21 protein-coding genes and 1 riboswitch are annotated in these 21,852 nt (G+C 33.9%); of the genes, 6 read left to right on the forward strand and 15 right to left on the reverse strand.

The genetic code is table 11. The annotated features are described in order from the left end of the window. Nucleotides 1–690: 690 nt before the first annotated feature. The 4 genes from LS41612_RS16550 to LS41612_RS16565 all read left to right on the forward strand — a co-directional run bounded on the left by LS41612_RS16550 (nucleotide 691) and on the right by LS41612_RS16565 (nucleotide 3,996). Nucleotides 691–1,113, forward strand: coding sequence for an ATP-binding protein (locus LS41612_RS16550; protein WP_024361471.1), 423 nt, complete (start codon nucleotides 691–693; stop codon nucleotides 1,111–1,113). 28 nt (nucleotides 1,114–1,141) lie between these two features. Further along, complete coding sequence (locus LS41612_RS16555; protein WP_024361472.1) at nucleotides 1,142–2,836, forward strand: methyl-accepting chemotaxis protein; 1,695 nt, start codon at nucleotides 1,142–1,144, stop codon at nucleotides 2,834–2,836. Between the two features lie 27 nt (nucleotides 2,837–2,863). Further along, nucleotides 2,864–3,250, forward strand: a complete 387-nt coding sequence (locus tag LS41612_RS16560) for an STAS domain-containing protein (protein ID WP_024361473.1) — start codon at nucleotides 2,864–2,866, stop codon at nucleotides 3,248–3,250. Nucleotides 3,251–3,441: 191 nt separating this feature from the next. Then, nucleotides 3,442–3,996, forward strand: a complete 555-nt coding sequence (locus tag LS41612_RS16565; protein ID WP_024361474.1) for a hypothetical protein — start codon at nucleotides 3,442–3,444, stop codon at nucleotides 3,994–3,996. A 151-nt stretch (nucleotides 3,997–4,147) separates the two neighbouring features. On the opposite strand, the gene LS41612_RS16570 is transcribed toward LS41612_RS16565, so the two are convergent. The 7 genes from LS41612_RS16570 to LS41612_RS16600 all read right to left on the reverse strand — a co-directional run bounded on the left by LS41612_RS16570 (nucleotide 4,148) and on the right by LS41612_RS16600 (nucleotide 9,998). Then, nucleotides 4,148–5,494: a sodium-dependent transporter gene (locus LS41612_RS16570; protein WP_024361475.1), complete on the reverse strand. Its 1,347-nt coding sequence runs from the start codon at nucleotides 5,492–5,494 to the stop codon at nucleotides 4,148–4,150. Nucleotides 5,495–5,639: 145 nt separating this feature from the next. Then, entirely contained in the window at nucleotides 5,640–5,801 is a 162-nt protein-coding gene (locus LS41612_RS16575; RefSeq protein ID WP_229388933.1) for a hypothetical protein, read from the reverse strand. 529 nt (nucleotides 5,802–6,330) lie between these two features. Next, on the reverse strand, nucleotides 6,331–6,690 hold the full coding sequence (locus tag LS41612_RS16580; RefSeq protein ID WP_024361476.1) for a hypothetical protein: 360 nt from the start codon (nucleotides 6,688–6,690) through the stop codon (nucleotides 6,331–6,333). Between the two features lie 560 nt (nucleotides 6,691–7,250). Beyond that, a complete protein-coding gene (locus LS41612_RS16585) occupies nucleotides 7,251–7,982 on the reverse strand; it encodes a LytR/AlgR family response regulator transcription factor (RefSeq protein WP_024361477.1) in 732 nt (243 codons plus the stop codon). 4 nt (nucleotides 7,983–7,986) lie between these two features. After that, nucleotides 7,987–9,105: a GHKL domain-containing protein gene (locus LS41612_RS16590; RefSeq protein ID WP_137034850.1), complete on the reverse strand. Its 1,119-nt coding sequence runs from the start codon at nucleotides 9,103–9,105 to the stop codon at nucleotides 7,987–7,989. A gap of 184 nt (nucleotides 9,106–9,289) precedes the next feature. Continuing rightward, nucleotides 9,290–9,430, reverse strand: a complete 141-nt coding sequence (locus LS41612_RS16595; protein ID WP_080653286.1) for a cyclic lactone autoinducer peptide — start codon at nucleotides 9,428–9,430, stop codon at nucleotides 9,290–9,292. Further along, nucleotides 9,420–9,998, reverse strand: a complete 579-nt coding sequence (locus tag LS41612_RS16600) for an accessory gene regulator ArgB-like protein (protein WP_024361479.1) — start codon at nucleotides 9,996–9,998, stop codon at nucleotides 9,420–9,422. Before LS41612_RS16600 ends, LS41612_RS16595 begins: the two co-directional genes overlap by 11 nt. 711 nt (nucleotides 9,999–10,709) lie before the next feature. On the opposite strand from LS41612_RS16600, the gene LS41612_RS16605 reads away from it, so the two are divergent. Then, nucleotides 10,710–10,868, forward strand: a complete 159-nt coding sequence (locus LS41612_RS16605) for a hypothetical protein (RefSeq protein WP_233433851.1) — start codon at nucleotides 10,710–10,712, stop codon at nucleotides 10,866–10,868. Nucleotides 10,869–10,969: 101 nt separating this feature from the next. On the opposite strand, the gene LS41612_RS16610 is transcribed toward LS41612_RS16605, so the two are convergent. Both LS41612_RS16610 and LS41612_RS16615 read right to left on the reverse strand, forming a co-directional pair. Continuing rightward, complete coding sequence (locus LS41612_RS16610; protein WP_024361481.1) at nucleotides 10,970–13,171, reverse strand: non-ribosomal peptide synthetase; 2,202 nt, start codon at nucleotides 13,169–13,171, stop codon at nucleotides 10,970–10,972. 74 nt (nucleotides 13,172–13,245) lie between these two features. Then, nucleotides 13,246–14,166, reverse strand: a complete 921-nt coding sequence (locus tag LS41612_RS16615; RefSeq protein WP_024361482.1) for a DMT family transporter — start codon at nucleotides 14,164–14,166, stop codon at nucleotides 13,246–13,248. Nucleotides 14,167–14,862: 696 nt separating this feature from the next. Between LS41612_RS16615 and LS41612_RS16620 the strand changes: the two genes are divergently transcribed. Then, nucleotides 14,863–15,450 (forward strand): C39 family peptidase, encoded by a 588-nt coding sequence (locus tag LS41612_RS16620; RefSeq protein WP_024361483.1) that lies wholly within the window; start codon nucleotides 14,863–14,865, stop codon nucleotides 15,448–15,450. Between the two features lie 339 nt (nucleotides 15,451–15,789). On the opposite strand, the gene LS41612_RS23200 is transcribed toward LS41612_RS16620, so the two are convergent. The 6 genes from LS41612_RS23200 to LS41612_RS16645 form a co-directional block, all read right to left on the reverse strand. Beyond that, nucleotides 15,790–15,951 carry a hypothetical protein gene (locus tag LS41612_RS23200; RefSeq protein WP_158694865.1) on the reverse strand — a complete coding sequence of 54 codons (162 nt, stop codon included), beginning with the start codon at nucleotides 15,949–15,951 and terminating at the stop codon, nucleotides 15,790–15,792. 76 nt (nucleotides 15,952–16,027) lie between these two features. Continuing rightward, nucleotides 16,028–16,615, reverse strand: a complete 588-nt coding sequence (locus LS41612_RS16625; RefSeq protein ID WP_024361484.1) for an ECF transporter S component — start codon at nucleotides 16,613–16,615, stop codon at nucleotides 16,028–16,030. 224 nt (nucleotides 16,616–16,839) lie between these two features. Next, nucleotides 16,840–17,036, reverse strand: a riboswitch (FMN riboswitch). A 249-nt stretch (nucleotides 17,037–17,285) separates the two neighbouring features. Beyond that, the gene (locus tag LS41612_RS16630) at nucleotides 17,286–18,572 is read right to left on the reverse strand and encodes a hypothetical protein (protein ID WP_024361485.1); all 1,287 of its coding nucleotides are present in this window, start codon (nucleotides 18,570–18,572) and stop codon (nucleotides 17,286–17,288) included. Beyond that, on the reverse strand, nucleotides 18,569–19,102 hold the full coding sequence (gene sigX, locus LS41612_RS16635) for an RNA polymerase sigma factor SigX (RefSeq protein ID WP_024361486.1): 534 nt from the start codon (nucleotides 19,100–19,102) through the stop codon (nucleotides 18,569–18,571). The genes LS41612_RS16630 and sigX overlap by 4 nt, the downstream gene beginning before the upstream one ends. Nucleotides 19,103–19,342: 240 nt before the next feature. Continuing rightward, on the reverse strand, nucleotides 19,343–21,118 hold the full coding sequence (locus LS41612_RS16640) for an ATP-binding protein (protein ID WP_024361487.1): 1,776 nt from the start codon (nucleotides 21,116–21,118) through the stop codon (nucleotides 19,343–19,345). After that, nucleotides 21,111–21,827, reverse strand: a complete 717-nt coding sequence (locus LS41612_RS16645) for a response regulator transcription factor (RefSeq protein ID WP_024361488.1) — start codon at nucleotides 21,825–21,827, stop codon at nucleotides 21,111–21,113. The genes LS41612_RS16640 and LS41612_RS16645 overlap by 8 nt, the downstream gene beginning before the upstream one ends. Between the last annotated feature and the right edge of the window lie 25 nt (nucleotides 21,828–21,852).

The raw sequence follows: 21,852 nt of genomic DNA on the forward strand, positions 1-21,852 counted from the left end.
AAAAGCGAATTTATTTTTATAGAGTTTATTGGATACTTTGAACTATTCAATAAATGGATATTTACCATTGTCTATTAAAGTAATTGTATAATTCGAAAGTACCTTTTATAATTATGACGTTGGTGGATAAAGACCTTTAATTCCATCTAGTTCTATACTCCCTTTAAACGGTCTTAAACTACCAAGTTAAAGCCCAACTTCGCAAGCTCCAAGTAAAAGATTAGTCATCGCCAAAATTTCCTTAACAATGCATGGTCACCAACTAAAATACATAGACTTCCTAGTATTTTTCACTGCTATAGGTGTGACATGTACTACGAGGGTGATAACAGCAATATTTAAAACTATACGTTGCGAGTAAACTCGTTCTCTACTTGTGAATACACACTACCGTTAAATAACGAACTTGTTTCAAACATTACGGATTGTGATTAAATCGTTAGCTACATAATCTAGCGTTTAGAAGGTTACACAGAGCCTAACAAGGTATATTTATGACGATAATGACAGCTTTTGTATGAAAAGAAACATTTTTTATGCGCTAAAAGCCTTTCCCTTAATGGATTCAGGCACTTCCATTTATTATTTTCTCACTATAATGGCGATGACCTATTTTATTTGCTTACATTTTTTACTGAAATGCTAGCGAAAATGTAATTGTTATTTCAAGTACAAGATAGGTGATTGGTATTGGAATTTACACTGCGAGTTCAAGCGAATATGCAAGCAGTTCATTTTATAGATAAGACAATGGAAAATTATACAACGCTTTATAATGTACCTTTTAGTAGAGAATTACGTTTTGTCTTACACGAATTAGTTATTAATGCAGTTGAAGCAACGGAAAAATCATTACATCCCCTCTCCCACAACACAATTCAAGTGCAAGTAACACACAACGACGAGGAAATTAAGTTAACCGTTATCGATGAAGCACAAGGAATTACCGAAAATAATTTGGAAAAGGCTTTGCAATTTGATCTTAACGAACATAATTATACAGATCGAGGTCGCGGGTTATTTTTTGTCAAACAAATGGTGGATTCTATTTGGTTCAAACATATATCGAAAACAAAATTTTTAGTCGGTGTTTCTAAGAAAATTCATGGATAGGTACATCTGAGATTAGGAGGGACTTTTTATGAAATGGACAATCCGCAAAAAAATCAACTTACTACTCATTACTTGCATTTTACTTATGATTACGGTAATAACGATTGTTGATTATACCGATGCTAAAAATAATCTTTTAGAGGCCGTCAATACGAAACTACTATCGGATATCCAATTAGGTTATGAATATTTAGATGCTAAAATCCCTGGGGATTGGAACATCCAAGACAATGAATTGTATAAAGGGGATGTTAAGATTGTTGGTAACTTTGATATTGTCGACAAACTAGGAGATCTCACAGATGGAAATGCCGTCACGATTTTCCAATTTGATACTCGAGTTAGTACAAATATAGTGGAGAATGGCAACAGACCAATCAATACAAAAGCTCCTAAGGAGATAATCGCTGCCGTGTTAGAGCAAAAAGAGCGCTATACTGGTTCAGCCGATGTGTTGGGAAGTATGTATGAAGTCTCCACCGACCCTATTTTAAACAAACAAGGGGAGGTTATTGGGATGTGGGCAACAGGCATACCGCTAGAGACCTATAACAATACCGCTATGGAAAGCGTTATTAAAAATGTTGTCGTTTTATTAATTGTTTCCATCTTAATGTTTGTCATCATCAGTTGGTTTCTACAACGCCAAATTATTGCGCCCATCAATCAATTAAGCGCCAATGCCAAAGAACTAGCAGATTTAAATTTAAATGTGAAAATATTAAATCCTAAAGGACAAGATGAAATTGCTAATTTAGCACAAGCTTTCAATGCGATGAAGACCCGTATAACCGAAACAATCAACGTTGTCGCCAATAGCGCCAATCAAATCGCTAGTTCTTCGCTAGTTTTAGCAGAATCTTCTCGCCAAACTAGCGAAGCCGCAAACCAAGTGGCATTAACAATGAATGATATTGCAAGCGGCACTAGCACGCAATCCGATCAGGCGGAGCATATTGTGAAAATGATGCAAAAAACGAATGATGAAGTAGCCAATAGCTTACAAAAGGCAGAAGCTACTTTAGAGAGAGCCATTCAATCGACCCACATCGCACGAAAAGGCGAGGATGCGATTAACGAAGCCATAAAACATTTAAACTCTGTCACGCAAACCGTTTCCTACGCTACCGATTCTATTCAAAAACTAGGCAAACGTTCCGAAGAAATCGGCGGTATTATAACTGTTATTACAGGGATTGCGGAACAAACAAATTTATTGGCATTAAACGCCGCTATCGAAGCAGCTCGAGCGGGTGAGCAAGGAAAAGGCTTCGCCGTAGTAGCTTCCGAAGTACGCCAGCTAGCCGAACAATCAAGTTTAGCTTCTGGGCAAATTACGAGTTTAATTAAAGATATACAAGCCGAAACCGCTGTAACCGTTCGGACAATGGAAAGTAATTTACTCGCTGTCGAAGAGCAGGTACACATCATTAGTAAAGGAGGCAATGCTTTACAAGAGATTGTCGAACAAGTTGTGGAAACAGAGCAAGGTGTGAAGGAAATGAAATCAGCATTCACCCATGTCAATGACAATTCATTAGATGTCCAACAAGCTATACATGATATCTCACGTATCATTGAAGATTCTGCAGCAGCGACCGAAGAAATTGCAGCAACTTCCGAAGAACAGCACGCAACCGTTGCGGAAATCTCACAAAACTCAGAGGAATTAGCCGAAATTTCGACTAACTTACAAAACGAAGTAAATAAATTTACAATCTAACTTTAAACATATAAGGAGGCGTAATTTATGAATCAGAAAAATATGATTAATATTGATACTAAGGCTGATTATATTTTAATCGCCTTTACTGGTAAATTAGAATATGGATTGATTGGGGATTTAAAAGAGGAGCTTCACGCGATTAGTTTTGACACAAAACACGGCTATATTATCGATATGCAAAAGGTGACGAATATTGATAGTACTGGTTTTGGTATGATTATCAATTTTGCAAAGAAAGTCACAACGCTCGATAAGAAAATAGCGATTATTGTGACAGATGATTTTATTCGTAAATTATTTGCCATCTCACAATGCGATAAAGTTTTCCCTATTGCCAAAAGTGAACTCCAAGCGAAGCAGTACATTAAAGAAGAAAAATGGTTAGGCGAACTCGCACTAAGTGAATATTAAATGGTGACAGGCACGCAAACAATTCTGACAATAGTTTTAATAGCGGAGCAACATACATGATTAGCGGAGCAGACATATATTTGTCTGCTCTTTTTTGTCTAAGGCTATAGAGAAATGAGTTAAATGCACACACAGGCAAAAAAAGATAAATTAAATAAACTAGTAGAAAAATGTATTAGGAGGTACAGTCTTTGAATCGTTGTCCAAAAAATTGTTCATGCGAACGTTGCCAATCTAGTTTGCCTGTTATTAAAGCCATCGATATTTGTCACATCACTCCAAACGAACAAACGCCAGCAGTATCACCTTCCACATACGGGAACTTTTTTCAAACAAATTTTATCACGCTTGCTAACAATCAAGCTATGCCTTGGAACGGTATGGGGGAAACAGCCGGTATCACTTTAGACCCCGATACAGTGACTATCAGAGTGTCCCAAGGAGGGGCGTACTATATTGATTATCATGTGAATGGAAACTTCTCCCCATTCGGGACAGGTAACGTTACAATCATTACAGCTCTCTTTGTTAATAATGCCGAAGTGAATCCAATCCAAACGAGATACGGAGCATTAAATACAGAAGTCGATAGATATGAATGCGTACCAATTACTGGAGGAACAATTGTATTTATCCCAGTTAATGGAACAATTCAATTAAGAAATATCGGTCCAGACTTCCGTACTTGCGATGGTGGAATTGTACTCGCCGCTTCAATAAATTTGATAAAAGTTAGCTCATCTTAATGTCTTGAAGTGCCAAAAACATAGTACCTGTAGTTAAAACACTTGCAAAGAGTGCTTTAATGGCAGGTATTTTTTTCACTACCACTTGGTGCTTAATCGAAAAAAGATGGTTCCTGCACAATACAAGAACCATCTCTAAACTGCTATACAATTATTTTTGTAGAAGCATATTTAATAAAACAACGATAATTACAATTGGGACGACCACTAACATAAGTAGCCGATACGTGTTATAAAACCCTTGCCCCACTTGACTTCCCATAAGCAATTCTTTTTTCACAAAGTCTTTATCTACTACATAGGCAATAAAAATGGCGATCAATAAATTGCCCAATGGTAGCATTAAATTAGACACTAAATAATCAGTAGCATCAAAGATTGACTTGCCAAATATGGAAACATCCGCTAATAAACTTGACGATAATGCCGATGGAATTGCCGCAACAAAAACAATGACTCCAAGTAATAACGTTAAGATTGAACGCGAAATATGCCATTTTTCAATAAATGCTGCCACGATGATTTCATATAAACTAAACGACGAAGTTAATGTCGCAAATAAAAATAGTAATAAAAACAGGGATAAAAACACTTCCCCAAAAGGCATTTGACTAAATGCTGTCGGCAGCACCATAAATAATAAGCCAGGCCCAGCTTGTGGTTCTAAATCAAAGGCAAATACAACTGGGAAAATAGCTAGTCCTGCTAATAACGACACAAGTACCGTCAAGATAACAACGGAACCTGCTGAGTTTGGTAAACTAACATCTTTTTTCAAATACGAACTATATGTAACCAAACAAGAGAACCCTACTGCCAAACCAAAGAATGACTGCCCTAGCGCCTCTAGTAACGCTTTACCTGTTATATTAGAAAAATCAGGCCATAAGAAGAATTTCACACCTTCCATTGCCCCATCTAAAGTTAATGCACGAATAACAAGAATGATAAACATCACAAATAATAATGGCATCATCCACTTATTTGCTTTTTCAATACCATTTTGTACACCTAGCGAAATAACAAGTACATTGGTTAGTGTAAATAACGCTAAACCTAGTAATGTAATCCACGGTGTGCTAATAATCTTTCCAAATAAATCGCCTGGATTAACTGAAGAATCAATAACTGCACCTGATACACCAAGGCCGCTGTAAATAAAAATCCATCCTCCTACAACACTGTAAAAGGTTAATAACAGAAAACACCCCAGTACACCCATACGTCCAATCCAAGCCCAAGCTGGTTTCGTTGGCACAATTTTTTTATAGGCAGTGACAGCTTCCGATTGCGTACCCCGTCCTAAAATATACTCGGATAATAACATCGGTAGGCCAATCAATAATGTAAAAAGCACAAAAATTAGGAAAAATGCGCCTCCACCACTTTGCCCTGTGACATAGGGTAACTTCCAAATAGCCCCTAGCCCTATTGCCGCACCCGCTGATGCTAAAATAAACCCTAATTTACTAGACCACTGTCCTTTATTCTCACTCATCTCTTCAATCTCCTCAAAACTAACTAATCTCTTATTAATTGTACATTAAAATAGTAAATTAGACTAGACAGTTCCTAAATTTCCCAGTATGCTATTGGCTCTATATAAAAAACCTCGAACATAAATATGTTCGAGGTGAAATGAATTATTTCGATAAATACATTGTGCGTTGTTGGTTGATCCATTTGCGCATCGTTGTGAATAACAATGCCATAATCGCCGTTAATAACACACCTTTCACGATATTAAATGGTAAAATGCCTGCAACAATCATTGTGTACAATGAATCGCAAACGACTGGCGCCATACCTAAGAAATAAGCTATATGAGGGAATTAGCGTAAAAAGTATAAGTATCAATAGTTTATAAGTAATGAACACTAATTTATTCAATGTTAATATCGATTGTAATGGAGTTATTACTGAATTACAAGTATGTTCTTAACTGCAAGATAATCTCACTACCGAAAAGTTAGGAGTGAAAGTTAGGAACTTGAAATCCTATTGCTACACTCTGCACTCAACCAGCTTAGGAAGCATCCATAGATACCATCAAAGAATGAATGAACTTTCACACTCACAGGAGGTTCACAGACGTTCCTACAGCTCCATAGATAACTTTGTACTTTACATGATACAATTTAATACTATTATAAATCTTATGCCGAGTATAATCTCAAATTAAAAAACGAGATAAACACTTAATTATCTCGCTTCTTTGCTTCCATTTGGCTTCATAGGAACGCTATCAAGCCATTCTGTAACCTTGAAATACCCCTCAGACATGCCCATTTTGAACACTCTGTTTTGTAGAAGAAAATTTCCTAATAACTAGTCCTATTCGCCATTAAAGAATCTTTCAAGTTCTGCTCTCTTTTCTTCCTCCGTCATATCTTCTATTGGCTTGTATTCTCCATCTACATTATAATCAGCAGGATTGTCGCTAGGACCATTTTCAGGAACATATTCACCGTTTGAATTGTAATCATTCGGATTCGTAGACGGAGCTAAAGGGTCATTTATTAGTTCATCTTCCGTATAAGGTGAACTCGTGTTACCTGTGTCATTTGTATCTTCATATGAATCAATATCACTTGAATCAATATCACTTGAATCAACATCGCTTGAATCACTGCAAGCCGATAAAACTAGTAATGCAAGCATGGAAAATAAGAGTACCAACCTTTTTCTTTTCAAAATTCACCAATCCTCCAATTTTGTAAATCATAGGGATTATATCATAAATGGTTCTTGTTATACTTACTATCTTTCAAGTATTTTCAAGACAACTGTACTTTCCACAAATTAAAAATATAATGGTTTATTAAAGGTGAGGAATCACATTTTATCAAAAGCAGACAAGTTTCTTAACATAGCATATCCCCCTTGAGTAGTAAGCTCTTTGGTTGACAGTGAAAAGTCTACATCAAATAATCCTGTCTTATTGGTCATAAAAAAAATCCTCCATACAATTGAATTGGAAGATAATTTCGGTACAATATTTACGTAATTTTCAAGGTAATAAAAAAGGGATTCTGAATCAGTGACCGAAGACCTAGTTTCTCTCAAATCCAATTGTATCAATGGTTTGCTACTGTTTTTTTAGACGTCCCCAGGAGGGGCAGCCTCTGTTTAGCCAACTTTTTTGGGCTTTAATTATCTGGTCTGTGCTACCTCGTCAATCGAGTGGCAGATAGGGCTTAAAGATGAACTGGCATTTATCGTAAATTATGCTAATAAAAACTGGATGAATTTATTTAATTAACACGTGTGATATTTTTTGTGTAACGAAATGAAACCAAACATTTATGTCCATTACTCATGGTAAGCATTCTTTCTTTAGGAGAAAACTCTATCATGTAATCTATATTTATTAAATAACTATTATGACAACGTCGGAATCTGCTATCTAATTTTTCATAGTCTTTGAGTTTCCCATAAAATTCGTATGTTCCATCTTTGGTATGTAATCTCAGCTTATGAGCCACTGTTGCTGTTTCTAAGTAATAAATATTTGCGTATTTAATATTTTTAATGTTTTCTCCAACCTTTATCTGTAACATATTAACTCTATCACTTTGTTGACCAATAGAAACATATCGTTGGTATGCAGTATTTAAAGCAAGTGTTAGGTTTTCTTGAAAAATTTCTTTATCAGGATCTTTTACAATATAATCCATCGCAGCAATTTTATATTTAAAAGTTAACCTTAGCTTATCAGCAAACATTGTAACAAAAATAATATTTGCTAATGAATCCTTTTCTCTAATTAAGCTTGCCAATTCTAATCCACACATAATGCCTTCTAAATCAATATCTAAAAAGTAACAATCGGCTGGATATTGATTTATATAACTTAATACTTCGGCACCACTTGAAGCACATAAAACAACCTCAGTGCCGGGTAAATGAAAGTTAGCATATTGAACAATCTCATTTAAAATAAATTGCCGTTGTGAAATGTCGTCTTCACATATAATAACTCTCAAAATATCACTTCCTATAGTTTAATTCTAATTCTTGAATAAATATTTGATTCTCAATTCGAGTATTTAATAGAACATTTGGATATTTTTTAATAATTTCAGTAACATTTGCAAGACCATTTCCACGATTATTTCCTTTTTTCGTTGAATAGTTTTTATTGAAAATTTGATTAATGTCTAGAGTATCTTCAAATGAGTTTTCGATTACAAAGAGTATTGATTCATTCGCTGTTTTTAATATAGCAAGATTTATTACTCCGTTCTTAGATTCTTCATTTGCTTCAATTGCGTTATCGATTAATATCCCTAAAATTCTCGAAAAATCAATTATATCGATAGGAATACTACTGATTTTTTGCGGGAGTTCAATATGAAATTTTATATTTTTTTCTAGTATTAATAATAATTTTGTTAAAAGAAGACCCTTTAATTCAATAATAGCTAAGTTACTAATATTCTTCATAAATTGATTTTTTAATAAAGTATCGCTCTCTACTTTTAGTATTTTTTTGTTAAAGTAGGTTTTCAAACCTTCTATATCCCCTTGTGAAATATATCCATCCATAGTCAATAAAATATTCATATAATCATGCTGGAATTTTTGTATATCTTGATTAACAGCTTCTAAAGAAATTAAATATTGATTGTATTGAGACTGTTGCAGTTGCTTATATTTAAGAGCATTCTCTTTTTTTATAATTTTTATTAGAAACATAATTAATGTAGAGATTAGAACTAAATATACAAGCTGTATGGTTAAATTAATTTTAGTCAGCTGCATTTCTTCATATGTTGAAGGAATAAAAATATTTAAGTATAGTACAATGACAGTTACACTGAAAAGCAATACAAAGATTATTTTGGTTATTAAAGGAAAATCAATGATGCTAATATCTTTCTTCAATTTGTGTATAATGAGATTTAATAGGCTGAACAAAGATACATAAATTAAACTAAATAAAATGAGCTGAGAATTAGTCGATTTACTAGATCCTAACATAATTTGTGATAATGACTCAGACAGAATTCCAATAAAAATGATAGTAGTTAAATCAATACATATTTTTAAAAAATTGGATTTAAAGCTTAAAAAAATAAATATAGTTATAAAAAGAAAAGAGATCACTATCCAAGACTCAACGTATAAAAATGCTGTTGCTGCTAATATCCAAATTAGTACAGTTGAACTTATAGTAACCAAATTAAATTTTAAATTCTGTAAGTAATATATAGAACCCGTTATAATAAAAAATTCAATAATTACTAATATTAAGAAATTACTTTCTATTTGAGTATCCTCCAATACTTAATTAAAATTTACTTTCTTTTTTTAAACTTTCTGGTATTTTTACTTCGTGAAAAACTAAGTTACATGCATATGTAGTCGCAGAAGTTGCGAATAAAATAACCAAGTTCGATACCTTATTTAATAATTGTTTTCTAATTTTCATAATTACTTCCTCCAAATATTTTTTGAATTAATACTGATATTGCTAATAAATTTATTGCATACAAAATAAATAATTGATAATCGCCTTTTAAAACGAAAATAATAGTCCATAGAATTGATAATCTAATGAACAATTGTTTTCTTAAATAGTTTCGGTGATTTTGATTAAAAACGGGTCTTTTTGTAGTTCCAACAGGAGCTATTAATAGTAAAAAAAGAGTCGATAATATACCAATTAAAAATATAAAATGGTCAGCATTTATATGGTTTCTATCGATTATGTATAAACCGATTGGCAAAGAAACTATACTTGCAACTAAGCAAATAATGCTACTTTGAAAATGAAAACCAAAAGATACTTGTCGTAATACAATAAATGTAATATGTGTTATTAGTGTGGCCATAAAGCAATTCAAAAGGAATGCCACTATATAAATAAACAGTATTTTCCAAATATCATTTACAATTAGTTGTATACCGAATCTAATTTTCTCCTTTTCTATCTCATTGTGGTTTTCCTGAATCAGAGCCTTCGTAATGATATTTTCAAGCTTTAATAAAGCCTCCATATACTCCCCCCCTCCTCTTTTTATATTACTAAATTATTTAATAATTTAGTATTGTAAATCTTAAGTGTTACAAAAAGCTTCTTAAATGTATTAAATTGGGTATTAATCGCTGTAATGTTTCTTTTTTGTTTATAAAAAAATAAGATTGTTAAAATATTCCACTTATCCTATATTAATTCTTAAATTTTCTTAATAGATTAGCTATAGAATCACTCCATTCATCAGATTTTAAAGGTGAAAATAAGTTAATCAACATATGTAATTATTCGTAAATATATTTGAGTATCAAAATTTCCAGTCATATAAGTGGTTATTCGTTTTTACACTTAGGTGTATACCCGAAATTTGTGATGGTTATTCTACCTAAGGTGACTTCCTAAAATGTCACATTCGCTAACTGTTAGACAGATTTGTGACATGATTGCCTGAAATTCGATCGTAACAAGGGAATATGGACTTCGATTATTGTGATCAATTGAATCGCTTAGAATGTCAATTTAAACATCTTTCACCAGTAAAACATTGATAAGTTCGTCAAAAATAATCGAAGCCCATTGTGGAGAAATTCTTGAAATGGGTAAAGGACTTATCTTTTTTTGGAAAAACGTGCTCGCAAAAGCAGCAGATACAAATTAAATCGTGTACAAGGGTTAAAGGGCTTTTCTATTTGACGATCAGATTGAAATCGATAATCGTCCAGCCGAAAATGCAATTCGCCCAATCGTAATCGGTCGAAGAAAATTGGCTTTCTCTGTAAGTGAAGTTGGTGCGAAAGCCAATGCAATCTGTTTAAGATTACCAGAGACGGTCAAAGCAAATGGCATCAACTCGTCTTTGTCAAAAAACATCCCAGACACATGCACAAAATAGCCAGCTAGCCGAAAAAATTTCGGATAGCTGGCCATTCGTTGTGCTTGCCATAAAGGTGCGCTATTTTATATTTCTGACTTACTCTAGATAAATAAGTAAATTTAATTTAGAATAATAGCTAAATTATTTTTATCAATTTTTCCATTTATATTTATTGGTAATTTATCTAATACAACATAATAGGATGGTACCATAAAGTCTGGTAAAAATTTATATAAATATTCTTTCAAATCTGTAGCAGAAATAGTTTCATTTATTACTATATAAGCAGTTAAATATTTATTTTTATCTTTGTTTTCTCTAGCTATAACACACGCTTCTGTAACATTTGGATGCTCTAGAAGTTTTTCTTCCACTTCACCTGGTTCAGTTCTTCGTCCACAAATTTTTATTTGATTATCAATCCTACCTAAAAACTCAATATTCCCATCTGGTGACCACCTTGCTAAATCTCCAGAAATATACATTTTCTCATTCGGTATGAATGGATTTTTTACAAAGCGCTCACTTGTTAAATCAGGGCGATTCAAATATCCACGGGAAACACCAACACCTGAAATACACACTTCTCCTGGAACTCCAATAGGAACTGGTTTTCGATTTTTATCTAAAATATATACTTTATAGTTAGCGATAGGTTTACCGGTTGGAATGCCACTTTGTATTCTCGCACTTGTTACTTCATAATACGAGATACAAACAGTTGTCTCTGACGGACCATAAGTATTATATATCTTAACTTTATCAATTAAATTGTTTATATATTCTTTTCTTAGAACGTCTCCACCACTAATCATTGTGTGAACCGATTCTACAGGAGGATATTTGTTTAATTCATTCAATAATAAAGGGAATCCGCTAATCATGGTAACTTTATTATTTCTCATTACAATTAAAAGCTTTTCTATAGAGGCTACTTCATCTTTACATGCTATAACCAAAGTTCCGCCAGTTAGTAAAATAGGAAAAATTTCTTCTACAGAAATATCAAATGATACTGTTGATTGCTGCAACATAATATCATTTTCAGTTAATTTAAATTCATCTATAAAACTATGATAGTATCCTACAACATTTCTATGCTCAACAGTAACTCCTTTTGGTTGCCCTGTTGAACCAGAAGTATATAACGTATAGATTAGATTTTCTGCATTATGTAATCTATCTAAATTGTCAGTTGGATATTGATTTAAAGGATAATTATCTAGATATATTTTTTCACAAGGAAATGACAAATCTATATTTAAATGACTATGTGTTAATAGTAAATCAATTTCCGCTTGTTCATACATATAATTAATACGTTGTAATGGGTAAGCTGGATCGACAGGAAGATAAGCTCCGCCAGCTTTAAGAATCGCCAATATACCAATAATTAAATCTTCGGATCGATCTACTACTAATCCTACTAATTTTTCTGGTTTAACGCCTTTTTGACGTAGTAAAAAAGCTAATTGATTGGATTTCTTATTAAGTTCATCGTATGTAAAACTTTTATCCTTACAAATTAAAGCTACTTTATTGGGATTTTTTTTAACCTGCATTTCAAAAAAGTCATCGACAGTTTTAGTAATATCATAATTAATCGATTTATTATTAAATTCATACAATACTTGATTTTTTTCTTTTTTTGAAAGAATAGCAATATCCTCTAATTTAGTATGTGAATTTAAGGTAAGTTCAGATACTAAATTAAAAAAATGTTCTTTCAATTTAGATATTGCATAATTATCAAATAAATTATCGTTGTAGGAAATACTACATTTTAACGAAAAATCTATTTCAAAACACATCTCAATCTCATTTTCTTCTAAATATTCTGACAAAACAGCTTTTGATTCACCACTCGAAAATATTGAACCAAATAAACCACTTTTTAAATCCAGTTGATTATAAGAAAAAATTTCTTCTTCTGTTACATTTTTGTATAATTTTATCAATTCTAATTCATTCTCAATTTGTCTAATATATTTTATAGATGTAATATCAAAATCAGTTTTAACACAAAACGGTAGAACTTTACCTTCTGTTGTACTTGTACCAAATACAACATAATCTGTATCATTATAGTTGTGAAGTAATAATCCCCAGGCTGAATATAAAATAGAATTTACATTGACATTATAAGTATCAGCAAATTGTGAAAGTGATTGCATAATTTTTTTATCTAAAAAAAATGTATCGTTTACCAATTTAAATCCATTATTTTTAAAAGTACCTAAAGTTACTTTTGATTTAAGTTCAAATTCTTTTAAAGCAGCACTCCAATAACTTTCCTTTGTATCTAACTCTAATGTGTTCATTTATATCTCTCCTTTTAATCATGGGTTTTGTATCATCATCACTAAAAGATGATGGAGTTGCAGTCGCTTTTGATTTATATATGTTCGTTTTGAATTAGGGTCCGATTTATTGCTGGTTTTTTTATGCTCTTATTTTGAGAATAAACTAAAACGACTAAACTAATTAAAACGAACATTCCTCCAGTAAGTTGTGAAAATTGTAATCGTTCATTTAAAAAAACAAGAGCAAATAAAGTAGTAAATACAGGTTCTACCATGCTAATCATCGAAACGTTAGAAGAACTCAACAATTCCAGCGACTTAAAAAATGTAATTTCAGCAAAAATAGTTGAAAAAATCACAATACTAATAATGTGTATCCATGCTTGGTTATTAAAATTTAAAGAGATATCTTGCTTCACTACACCAATTATGAAAACGCCAAAAGTTGCAAATAGTGCTGTATAGGCACTTATTATTACTGGTGAATTATTAATAGTTACTCTTTTCCCCACAATCATATATATTGCAAAGATCAAAGCTGCAAGAAGGGATAAGACTATTCCATAGACATTCATTTTATCTAATGAAACTCCAAGTAAATAAATCATGCTAATGAAAGTTGCTACTAAAGCTAGTATTGATCCTATACTTAATTTTTCTTTATATAAAAAATAAGAGATGATACAAACTAGTAAAGGAAAACAATATAAGAGCAAGACTGCCATAGATGATGATATATATTTTAATGATTCAAAATGGAAAATAGATAAAAGTGTGAATAGTATACCACCTAGTATAAAAAGATTTTTCACCTCATGTTTACCGATTCTTATATTTGTACCTTTCACAAGGAAGAAAAGGAAAAAGATGATAGAACTTAATCCGAATCTTAAAAAAAGTAAAGTATACACTGTCACACCATATTCATAGGCTTTAACTGTAAAAATTGGCATAATCCCATATCCTATACTCGAAAGAACTGCATAAATAGCTCCCTTGATAAAATTATTCATAAATCTCCTCCTTTCACTTCACTTACAATAAAATTTAATGGCATTTTTACTATATAGTTATTCCCTTTTAAAACAATTACTACCACATTTCATTTAGAATTTATTATATCTAAATTTTGAAAACGGGTTCTTTAAATTTCGTAACAAATCGCATCTTAATTATTCTATTCAAGAATGTAAAAATTTGTATGAAATATCAGTACTGATAAAAAGATTATAGTATAAAAGTAAATTTAAATAGATACATTTCCTAACATATAACGTTTTAGTCTTTAGCGTCGAATTTAAGCGAACATTATAATTAAACAGAAGAAATGTAACACAAAGTTATGACATTAACTTCATATACAAGTGTTGATTTACTATGATGTCTAGAATCTTATGGCATCACACCTTCATACGCTCATTAACAGTTTTCTAGGAGTGTTTTTTGTTTTATTCTTAATTGAAGATTTATCCTTGAAAACCATTTCCAGATGGAGTTTTTCGTATAAACTTAACCATAATTTTGGTCCTTTATTAGTGGATTTGGACAGGTTACCACCTGATTTTATCCATTATAAAGGACCTTTTTTATACATAATAAAATGATTGAATATTTTTTTTCTTTAAAGTATAGTTAATTTAATGTAACGCTAGTAATATCTTTTAATTTATTTGAGATATAACAAGAAAATTATTGGACGTGAATAAAATATGGAACTAAACATTCAATCACATAATAACGATTGTGAAAATAATTTAATGAATTATTCTCTTTATATACCTCGTTATAGTCAAAAGTTTTGTATGAATGACTGGCCAAAGGGATTACTTATTGAAGAAAGAAGTCATGACTATTGGAGCGATAGATGTTGTGGGTTGGCGTGTTTACGAATGGTTATATCTCATTATAAAATACCTGTACCAACCCAATTAGAATTACTTAAAGAAGGTTTAAAAAGAAAGTATTATATTTCGAAGGGATGGTTACACCAAGGTTTAGCCGATTTAGGAGAAATGTATGGGGTGAAGGGTAAGCCTATAGTTGTTAAAAGCGGTAAACAACTTGAAAACTTGCTTGTAACAAAGGGTCCAGTAATATGTTCTATCGCTCCAAAGTTCCCTAAAAACGGAAGCAAAGGGGGACATTTGGTAGTAGTATGTGGTCGAATTCATACCTCTAAAGGAAGACTAATTTGTTTTAGAGATCCCTCTCTTTGGGGAGAAACAAATAGTATAGTATTTGAAGACAGGTTCTTTAGCAGTTTTAGTGGTAGAGCAATTGTTTTTTCTTTGGATTAATAGAAGATATGATATTTTCATTAGAACTGTACGCCTGTAATCGAATAAAGCATATAACTGACCTGGCACCTCCGAGATGCGAATAAAGTAGTATACTTATTTAAAAGAAATCTCCCACAAAAATCAAAGGTATTGTCGAAATTTGCGGGAGATTGAGCAAATTTATTATCTAAACTTGACTAATTTAAGTAGCAATTCGCTTCAAGTTATTGCGTTGACAATTATCCCAATAACAGCTTCAATACCTAAACCAATGGTAAATATCATACATTTTTTCATTCCCCTCGTAATTTTTTGTTATTTTAACCTAATGACCTCGGATAATAACTTTTACTTCCCTCATACTAAATTCACCTGTAAAAAGTCACTATGGTTTGCTGGTACTTTCTTTCGATATTCTTCCATGTGAGTCGATATTGCATAACCTTTTAATGTATTTCTACTTAAATTTTGTAGTTCTTTTTTGGAAAGTACATCTGAAATTGCAAATTTAAGCAACAAAAAAACACCTCCTAGACATAACAGTCTAATAAGGTGTCATTACTTGAACACTATCCTAAATCATACTTTTTTACGCTTATTTCGATAAATACATTGTGCGTTGTTGGTTGATCCATTTGCGCATCGTTGTGAATAACAATGCCATAATCGCCGTTAATAACACACCTTTCACGATATTAAATGGTAAAATGCCTGCAACAATCATTGTGTACAATGAATCGCCAACGACTGGCTCCATACCTAAGAAATAAGTGTACATCGGTAAAAATACTGCGATATTTAACAAGCTCATGCCAACCGCCATCACAATCGTTCCTGTTGCTAATCCTCCAACAAGACCTCCAATCGTTTTAAAACGGTTAAAAATAAATGATACTGGCAAAATAAATAATATGCCTGTTACAAAGTTTGCAATATGACCAACTGGCACTCCTGTTGGCGTACCAGAGAAAATCCAATCTAAAACATTTTTAAATAGCTCTACTAAAATACCTGCTACTGGGCCCATCGTGATGGCTGCAAGTAAGGCAGGCATATCACTGAAATCCACTTCCAAAAAGGCTGGGAACGGTGGAATCGGGAAATTAAATAACATTAATAAAAATGAAATACTACTCAGCATACCAATCGTAATAAACGATTGCAGTTTGACATTTTTCTTCATTGAAAACTCTCTCCTCTTTGCTGATTCAATCTTGCAAGAAGAAAGGTTACGACGTAATCGATTGTTTTTCACGAAAAAACCCTTATGCAAATCAGCATAAGGGAGAAAAGGCATGAGTAAATAACGCCATTACTAGCTATTTTTTGTGCATAGCGTGCATTTAAAGACACACTAAAAAAACGTTCGCACATAGCTTAATTCGTAACAACGAATGACGATCGTACCTCCATCTTCTCCCATCCAGACTATACTGTCGGCCTTGGAATTACACCAAGTCAGCCATGCAAAAAAATCTTTGCACAGGTCGCGGGCTGAAGAGCCATCTAGTAAATCATGCGAGCTACTGTAGCTTACTACTACACTAGCGATTTACAACTCTATTACCGCCGGTCGGGATTTTCACCCTGCCCCGAAGATGAATCAATATTATTTTATAAACTAACTATAATGTTTTATCACATAAAAGTAAATACTTCTGCTTAAAATAATCCGATTAAATTTGTATGGTTTAATAAATCAAGCACTTTGTGAGAAATAATGGAGTAGCTTATCCTCGGAACAAAGTCACTTACCCGCGATTTATTATCATTTACCCGCGAATCAAGGTGCTTTACCCGCGGTATTTCCATTAAAAAAACAGCTATCTACTATCTGATAGCTGTTTTCTATATTATGGCATCATTTGTTTATTGGCACCTACAGGCATGGGTAAAAACTTTGTTAAATCAAAGCCTTCCCAACTTTCCTGGACAATGTTATCTAAACGTATCTTTTTATCAAAGCTTGACGCAGTCAACATCATCGCCTCGATTAATTGTGTTGCCCGTACGGCATCCATTGTCGTTAAATCAAGTGGTGCGTCAAATGTGACCACAACCCCATCTTCTTCTTCTTTTACAGTGTATGTGACATTTTCCGGAACAACTGGCACATAAACATCATCCTTTTTGTCTCGCATCGCCAGTAGAGCCTCTGTCACAGTAGGATACGTTTGATGGAAATCAGGCGATAAATATTCAGTCCCGTTTCCCTCTGTATATAAATAATAATTGTAATGATTATCTTTTGTTAGCGCTATAGGCTCACTCGGCTCTTCTGCTTGCGAAAACTCGTAATCAGAACCATCTGCCTGTTTAATGGCAATGGCTTTATATTCGGACTCGGAAAAAGTATCTTTTAACGAGTTTAAATATTTCGTGACAGAAGCCGAAGCTACATCATAATCATTTTCTTCTGGTAATACGTGCACAAGCGTTTTACCTTCTTCTTTTAACTCACCTTTGTACGGATGATAGTCTGTTAAACCCATTGCTTCTTCATCAATTTGAGGTGCGTATTTTTCATACATTTGTAAAGTTGTTGGCTTCTTCTTCCCAAAATCAGCAGTTATTTTTTTGTTCGGAATAATATAGGTCATTGGTATGCTATCAGCCTTACCACCAGGTAATCCAATTCTGAAAACGACTGCATCGACTAAATCATCTTCGTAAACAGATGTCCGCAACGATAGGATACGAGCATGCTCAGCACCAATATTCGCTTTCATTACACTATCTGCATCTGCATTTTCACTTTCTGTGACCGACCGATCCTCCTGCACAGAAGAATAATTTTCGATTGGGGCGTTTGCTTCATCCTTTACGGAAGAATTGTTCGATACATAGATGTACCCTGCTAGTGATAGGACAAAAATTGCAGCAACACTACTTAAAATAGGCCACCTACTCTTGCGTCGTTTTATAGGTTTAGTATTTTCTTGAGCAGGCAATGATTGCGCTTGTTGTTCTTTTGCCTCAGCTACTGGTTGTATCGCCTCTTGAAGATGTATATTGTCTTGTAAACGTGCATCAGCAAGCAATCTTTTTAACACTTCGTCTTTCGAGCGGTGGTCAGTAAGCTTAGGGGCATTGTTCAACATTTGTTCAAGTTGTTCATCGTCAAATTGTTTATGCGTCATTGCCTTTTCGCCTCCTGTTCCCTAACCTGTTGTAGATGTTGCCTTAAAAACTTAATGGCTCGATGTTGCGTCGTTTTAACCTTTGCCTCTGTCCAATCAAGTATTTGCGCAGTTTCAGTAATCGACAAATCTTGGAAATAGCGCATAATAATAACCATTTTTTGATCCCCTGTACAATTTTCAAGTGCAAACTCTATCTGCTTTAATTCATCACTGGCCTGTAGCACATCTTCCGGTGATGGTGTGGTTGAATGTAATTGTTCCGTTTCCCAGTCAAAAAAATCGAGTGAATGTTTTTGGCGCACAGCCTGCTTTCGAAAATGATCAATTGCGACATTTTTAGCAATAGCAAAAAGCCAAGTTTTTTCACTGCTATTCCCTGCAAATTGTTCATAAGATCGCAGCACACGGACATAAACCTCATGTGCAAGGTCCTCAGCAAGTGTGCGATTTTTTACTAGATAAATAAGAAACTGGAACACGTCTTGATGGTATGCATCGTATAGTCGATGGAACACGGAGTCATTCAAAGCACTCCACCCCCGTTCTCATAGTATTTGTCGTCTAACACTCGCACAAGTTACATTTAAATAATATTTTGGTCTTAATTTTGCTATGTGTCTAAACCCGAGCACAAGCCGACGTATAGCCCCTAACAGGTATTGGTATTGTTGCCAACTAGTTCAGCTAGTTCTAACTATACCAATGACCCGTGGAAGCATGAAAGAGCATTGTCAGATGGCACCAGCTACAAGGACTTCTTCATAAACTTATTCGAATGGTAAATAGAAAGTAAAAGTTGTGCCCTCTTTTAACACACTATCGACCATAATATTGCCAGAGTGCGCCTTGACAATATTTCGAGCAATTGCAAGCCCTAAACCCGTTCCGCCTTTAGAACGTGTCCGTGCTTTATCCGCTTTATAAAAACGTTCAAAGACATATGGTAAATCTTCCTGTGGAATCCCATGTCCTGTATCCTGAACAGATATTTTGGCAAAGGTTGGCTCTTGCTCTATCTTGACAATGACAGAACCTTCGTCTGTATGACGCAGTGCATTATCTACTAAATTTGTTAACACTTGTTCGATACGATCCTCATCCATACTGATGCGGGCATCATTATCAAACTCACTATTAAATAAAAGTTGCACGTGTTTTTCTTTTGCCACTTGAGCAAATTTTTGCGTAATACGTTCAAATGTGGAATTAATCGGTACTTCATCTTTGTACAGTGTCATATGTCCTGATTCCATTCGCGCTAAATCCAATAAATCGGTTACTAAACGTCCCATACGCTTCGATTCATCATAAATAATTTTCGTGATTTCATTACGTTCTTCTTGATCTTGAATAAAATCATCATCCATTAATGCCTCAGAATAGCCTTGTAGCATGGAAATCGGTGTACGTAGTTCATGTGATACATTGGCAATAAAATCAGAACGTAGCTTTTCTAAACGATGCTGCTCTGTCATATCACGGATTACAGCAACTGCTCCACGAATTAATTCCCCACTATAGAGCGGGCTAATCGTAAATGTATAATAATTTCCATCCATTTCTATTTCTTCTTCTAACTTATCTTCAAACATTAGTACATGATCGAGCATATGATAGAGTTCAGGTGGAATAGGCTTTGCGCTTTGCGAGCCTTTATTAACAAACCATTTTTGCATTAAACGTTCCGCTGGTGGGTTGCTCAGTAAAATTGTTCGATCACGGTTAAACGTTATAACGGCATCTGTCATGGATGTTAAAATATTGGACAATTGCTCATTTTCTTGATTAATTACTTCTAAGTTATGCTTTAGCTGACGCCCCATTTGATTGAACGCAACAGCTAGCTGGCCGATTTCATCATTTTGCGTTGTCGGCATTTTTGCCTCGAAATTCCCTTTTGCAATTTCAAAAGCTAGCTCACGCATTTTACGTAATGGGGATGTAATACGGGATGATAAGAAAAATGCAAAAAATGTCGTTAACACAAACGCAATAAATGCCGCTAAAAAGACAATTTTGGTCGTCTCTTTCGATGTTTTATGTAACGCATCTGGACTTTGATAAATAAATACAGCGCCATGCACTTCATTTTCCACATTTAGTGGAAACCCTAGCACGACATAGGATTCCATTTTTCCTTGATCTGTTGAAGATGGCATCATCATTTCCTTTATAATGGGTTCATCTGATTGGAAAATTTCATGGAAGGATTTATTCGCTAAAATTTCATCTTGAATTTCTTTCTTGTTGACGCCTTCTTGCAGCGCAAATGAGACTTCTAAATGATTTATGGCGATAAGTGCATTTGTACCCTCAGGTAAAATATCTGTCAGGAGTTGCGAAGTCGATTCTGCCGTCTCATTGTCATCCACTATACTCGCTATTGTTGCAGCCGTTTGACGCAGCGAAATCTCTGCTTGCTGCATATGATAGTTTTGAAGAAATTCGAGCATTAAAACCGTGAAAACAAATAATACAAATGAAACGAGAAGCAATATGGTTACCCATAGCTTCCCGACAACACTGTTCCATATTCTATTCATTGACAACCTCAAATTTGTAGCCAACGCCCCAAACAGTGACAATCATTTTCGCTGCGTTCTCTGATACACGATTCAGCTTCTCACGTAGACGCTTCACATGGGTATCGACTGTTCGTAGGTCTCCAAAGAAATCATAATGCCAAACCTCTTTTAGTAATTGTTCACGGTCAAATACTTTGTCTGGAGATTTTGCAAGGAAGTACAATAATTCATACTCTTTTGGTGTTAAATTCACTTCGATACCTTCCGCTGTTACACGGTGCGCATCATGGTCAATCATCAAATGTTGGAATACAACTAAATCTTTTGATGACGATGCATTTGTCGTAGGTGAAAATGCTTGTGAACGACGTAAAATAGCTTTTACGCGTAGAACCACCTCACGAGGACTAAATGGCTTTACAATATAATCATCTGCTCCAAGCTCGAAGCCTTGTACACGGTTTGCTTCCTCGCCTTTTGCAGTTAATAAAATAATTGGCGTTGCAGCTCTTTCGCGAATTTCTGCACATACCTCAAGCCCATCTTTTTCAGGCATCATAATATCTAGTAAAATACAGTGGTACTCTTTTTCTAAAGATTTTTCGATCGCTTCTTCACCATTCTCTGCTTCGTCAACTTGATACCCTTCGCGCTCCAAATACATTTTTAATAAGCGTCGAATACGATCCTCGTCGTCTACTACTAAAACTGAAATATTTTCTGACACTTTCACGATCCCTCTCTTCCGATCT

Origin of the sequence: Lysinibacillus sphaericus (assembly GCF_002982115.1) — a bacterium.
Taxonomy (GTDB): domain Bacteria; phylum Bacillota; class Bacilli; order Bacillales_A; family Planococcaceae; genus Lysinibacillus; species Lysinibacillus sphaericus.